3 protein-coding genes and 1 pseudogene are annotated in these 4,543 nt (G+C 71.6%); 3 read left to right on the top strand and 1 reads right to left on the bottom strand.

The genetic code is table 11. The features are described from left to right. Positions 1 to 691 (top strand): annotated as a pseudogene (locus ITI46_RS33380) (serine/threonine protein kinase); the annotation flags it as partial. A gap of 155 nt (positions 692 to 846) precedes the next feature. Here ITI46_RS33380 and ITI46_RS33375 read toward each other — a convergent pair. Further along, complete coding sequence (locus ITI46_RS33375) at positions 847 to 1,653, bottom strand: IclR family transcriptional regulator (RefSeq protein ID WP_209243693.1); 807 nt, start codon at positions 1,651 to 1,653, stop codon at positions 847 to 849. Positions 1,654 to 2,015: 362 nt separating this feature from the next. On the opposite strand from ITI46_RS33375, the gene allB reads away from it, so the two are divergent. Both allB and alc read left to right on the top strand, forming a co-directional pair. Beyond that, a complete protein-coding gene (gene allB, locus ITI46_RS33370) occupies positions 2,016 to 3,359 on the top strand; it encodes an allantoinase AllB (protein ID WP_247746985.1) in 1,344 nt (447 codons plus the stop codon). Further along, a complete protein-coding gene (gene alc, locus ITI46_RS33365; protein WP_209243691.1) occupies positions 3,356 to 4,489 on the top strand; it encodes an allantoicase in 1,134 nt (377 codons plus the stop codon). The genes allB and alc overlap by 4 nt, the downstream gene beginning before the upstream one ends. The last annotated feature ends 54 nt before the right edge of the window (positions 4,490 to 4,543 follow it).

The raw sequence follows: 4,543 nt of genomic DNA, 5'->3' as shown, positions 1-4,543 counted from the left end.
GCACCCCACACCTCCGCCCGGCGGAGTCCCCTACCCCCCGGCCGGCCACTTCCAGCCCCGCCCGCCGGGCCCGGTCGGCCCCGGCTACCCCCGTCCGCTGCCGCCGCGCAAGAAGTGGGACCGGGGCAAGACGATGGCGGCCGTGGTCGTGGGCGGATTGGTGCTCTTCTGGGGCGGCCTCTACGCGATCGGATCGAATGTGGGATCCGGTAGCGATACGTCGTCCGGCGGCTCCAGGGGGGAGGGCAACGATCCGAAGCCCAAGCCGCACCCGAAGCCGGTCACGTACAAGAGCATCGATCTGCCCGACGGCTACTTCGTGGCGATGGCTGATGATCCGCTCAAGCCGCGGGATCTGGACGACTCCAGCACCGGCACCCCCTCGGAGCTGACGTACCTCAACACCATGGTGGACGGCGCGACCCTCGGCATCGACGAGCCCAACGGCAAGCTCGTACTGCTGAACAACTCCCAGAAGGGCTCGCTCAAGACCTGCCGGGGGGCGACCCAATTCACCGGCGACGTCAAGATCAGCCAGCTCTCCCCGGGCTCCCAGCTGTGCGTGCGCACCAGCTCCGGCCACCTCGCCCTGGTCACCTACCGCGGCCACTCTCCACAGGGTGACCCGAGCGACTACGTCAAACTGGACGTCAGAGTCTGGCGCAACGCCATCGAGGCAACCAACGACTGAGTCGGAGCGCCCCTCAGGGGCGCGGGGAACTGCTCCCCCAAGCTCTTCGAGCCGGGGGTGCCCCCAGCAACCACAACGAACCCGCAGTCCGCGATGGTGGGACAGGGGCACCCCGTGTCGAACAACGACGTTGGGCACCCAATCGCTAGGCAGCCCTATTGGCCCGCGGAACTGGCGAGCGCCGCCGACAAGTCGGCGGCGACCTCGTGCATGAGCGGCACGAACTTGTCCGTCGCCGCATCGGTGACCCGCCCGGCCGGCCCGGAGATGGAGATCGCCGCTGAGGTGGGGGAGTCGGGCACGGAGACGGCGATGCAGCGCACGCCGATCTCCTGTTCGTTGTCGTCCGTGGCGTACCCCGCCTCGCGCACGTGCGCGAGCGCCTCCAGGAAGCCCTCCGGAGTGGTGATCGTCTTCTCGGTGGCCGCGGGCATCCCGGTCCGGCCGAGCAGCGCACGGACCTGGTCCTCAGGGGTGTGCGCGAGCAGCACCTTGCCCACGCCCGTGGAGTGCGGCAGCACCCGGCGGCCGACCTCGGTGAACATCCGCATGGAGTGCCGGGAGGGCACCTGCGCGACGTAGACGACCTCGTCGCCGTCGAGCAGCGCCATGTTCGCCGTCTCGCCGGTCTCCTCGACCAGCCGGGCCAGATAAGGGCGGGCCCAGGTGCCCAGCAGCCGGGCTGCGCTCTCGCCGAGCCGGATCAGACGGGGGCCGAGCGCGTAGCGGCGGTTGGGCTGCTGGCGTACGTAACCGCAGGAGACGAGGGTGCGCATCAGCCGGTGGATGGTGGGCAGCGGCAGCCCGCTGGCGGCCGAGAGCTCGCTGAGCCCGACCTCGCCCCCGGCGTCGGCCATCCGCTCCAGCAGGTCGAAGGCCCGCTCGAGGGACTGCACCCCGCCGGATGCGGCAGGGGCTGTGGCAGCCTGGGGGGTGGTTGTGTGCTCTGCGGACGGCGGCACGTCGCGTTCCTTTCCTGGCCTGCGGTCAGGCGCATGGTATCGAGGGCTGGGGGCCGGGGGACTGTCTCCCGAGGGTTCGCCCTACTCGTACACGCCCCGGCGCGGACGCCGGTTTCCTGCTACGTCGCGCGCCCCCGGAGTCGCCCCGGGAACCGCCCCGGGAATCGCCCTGCGAGGTGCTCCGCGAGAGTCTGTGTCGCACCAAACTCCTTCTGCATGGTGAAAGCCTAGTTCCATTTTGCGGAGTTCTCCAGGGGTAGACCCTTGACGGGCTCTTCCGGTCGCACGAAGATTCGTCCAGCGAACCTTTCAACAGAACGTTGAAAGGGCTGATGGAGCTGTCAGAGCTGAAGGAGGCCGGTTTGTCCGACGTGCGGCTCGCCCTGCGCTCACGGCGCGTACTCACCCCCGAGGGAGAGCGTCCGGCGACGGTCACGGTGAACGGCGAGGGGCGGATCGACGCGGTGCTGGCGTACGACGCCCAGGTGCCGTCCGGCGCAATGGTCGAGGATGTCGGCGAGGACGCGCTGCTGCCCGGCCTGGTCGACACCCATGTGCACGTCAACGACCCGGGCCGCGCCGAGTGGGAGGGCTTCTGGACGGCCACCCGCGCCGCGGCGGCGGGCGGCATCACCACGATCGTCGACATGCCGCTCAACTCCCTCCCGCCGACCACCACCGCCGGCAATCTGCGGACCAAGCGCGAGGTCGCCGGGCCCAAGGCACATGTGGATGTCGGCTTCTGGGGCGGGGCCGTCCCCGGGAATGTCGCCGAGCTGCGGCCGCTGCATGAGGCGGGCGTCTTCGGTTTCAAGTGCTTCCTCTCGCCCTCAGGGGTGGAGGAGTTCCCCGAGCTCGACCGTGCGCAGCTGGCCGCCGCCATGGCCGAGATCGCCTCCTTCGACGGGCTGCTGATCGTGCACGCCGAGGACCCGGGCCGGCTCGCCGCCGCGCCGCAGCAGGGCGGCCCCGCCTACGCCGACTTCCTCGCCTCCCGCCCCCGCTCGGCCGAGAACGACGCCATCGCGCTGCTGATCGAGCTCGCCGCCGAGTACGGCACCCGGGTGCACGTGCTGCACCTCTCCTCCAGGGACGCGCTGCCGCAGCTCGCCGGGGCCCGCGCCGAAGGGCTCCGGATCACCGCCGAGACGTGCCCGCACTTCCTCACCCTCACGGCCGAGGAAGTCCCGGACGGCGCCACCGAGTTCAAGTGCTGCCCGCCCATCCGGGAGCAGGAGAACCAGGACGCGCTGTGGCAGGGCCTGGCCGACGGCACCCTCGACTGCGTCGTATCCGACCACTCGCCCTGCACCACCGACCTGAAGACCGGGGACTTCGGCACCGCCTGGGGCGGAATCTCCTCCCTCCAGCTCGGTCTGCCCGCCGTCTGGACAGCGGCCCGCCGCCGCGGGCTCGCGCTGGCCGACGTCGTCCGCTGGATGTCAGAGGCCCCGGCCCGGCTGGCCGGACTGGAGGGCAAGGGCGCCATCGCGCCGGGCTGCGACGCCGACTTCGCGGTGCTCGCCCCCGAGGAGACTTTCACCGTGGACCCGGCCCGGCTCCACCACCGCAACCAGGTGACCGCCTACGCGGGCAGGACCCTGCACGGCGTCGTCCGCTCCGCGTGGCTGCGCGGCGAACGCGTCGCCGACCACGGGGTTCCCACCGGCAGGACCGGACGACTCATCGAAAGGAAGACCGCATGACAGCGGCGCAGACCGCAGGCATCCCCGGCTACACCGGCGACGCGCAGCCCTACCAGGGCGGCGACACCTACGCCGACTACCGCGCGCCCGAGGCCGGGTTCCCCTTCGCCCACCTCCCCGACCTGGCCGACCGCAGGCTGGGGGCCACGGTCATCGCCGCCAACGACGAGTTCTTCGCCGAGCGGGAGAACCTGCTCAACCCCGAGCGCGCCGAGTTCGATCCGCACGCCTTCCAGCACAAGGGCAAGGTCATGGACGGCTGGGAGACCCGCCGCCGCCGCGGTGCCTGTGCCGAGACCCCGCACCCGGCCGAGGACGAGCACGACTGGGCGCTGGTCAAGCTGGGAGCGCCCGGGGTGATCCGCGGCCTGGTCGTGGACACCGCGCACTTCCGCGGCAACTACCCGCCTGCCGTCTCCGTCGAGGCCACCTGCGTACCCGGCGCACCCTCCCCCGAGGAACTGCTGGCCGACGATGTGAAGTGGACGACCCTCGTCCCGCGCACCCCCGTCGGCGGGCACGCGGCCAACGGCTTCCTCGTCACCGAGGAGCGCCGCTTCACCCACCTGCGGCTGCGCCAGTACCCCGACGGCGGCATCGCCCGGCTGCGGGTGTACGGCGAAGTGGTCGCCGACCCCGAGTGGCTGGCGGCGCTGGGCACCTTCGACCTGGTGGCGCTGGAGAACGGCGGACTGGCCGAGGACGCCTCCGACCGCTTCTTCTCGCCGCCGGTCAACAGCATCCTGCCGGGCCGTTCGCAGAAGATGGACGAGGGCTGGGAGACCCGCCGCCGCCGCGACAAGGGCCACGACTGGGTCAGTTACGTCCTCGCCGGGCAGGGCCGCGTCCGCGCCGTCGAGGTCGACACCGCCTGCTACCGGGGCAACGCCGCCGGCTGGGTGAGCCTGGTGGGCAAGGACGGCGAGACGGGGGAGTGGACCGAACTGCTGCCCCGCACCCGGCTCCAGCCCGACACCATCCACCGCTTCCTGCTGACCGACGCACCGCCGGTCACCCATGTCCGGATGGACATCTACCCGGACGGTGCGGTGGCCCGGCTGCGGCTGCACGGGTCACTGACCGAGGAGGGCGCCCGCCGGCTGCGGGCCCGCCACGCCGAGTTGAGCTGACGCCAGGTCGAGCTGACGCCTGGTTGACCTGACGTCAGCGGTCCTGGAGGGGGC

The sequence above is a fragment of the Streptomyces oryzae genome (assembly GCF_017676365.1).
GTDB lineage: Bacteria > Actinomycetota > Actinomycetes > Streptomycetales > Streptomycetaceae > Streptomyces > Streptomyces oryzae.
This window is presented reverse-complemented; position numbering and strand designations above follow the sequence as displayed.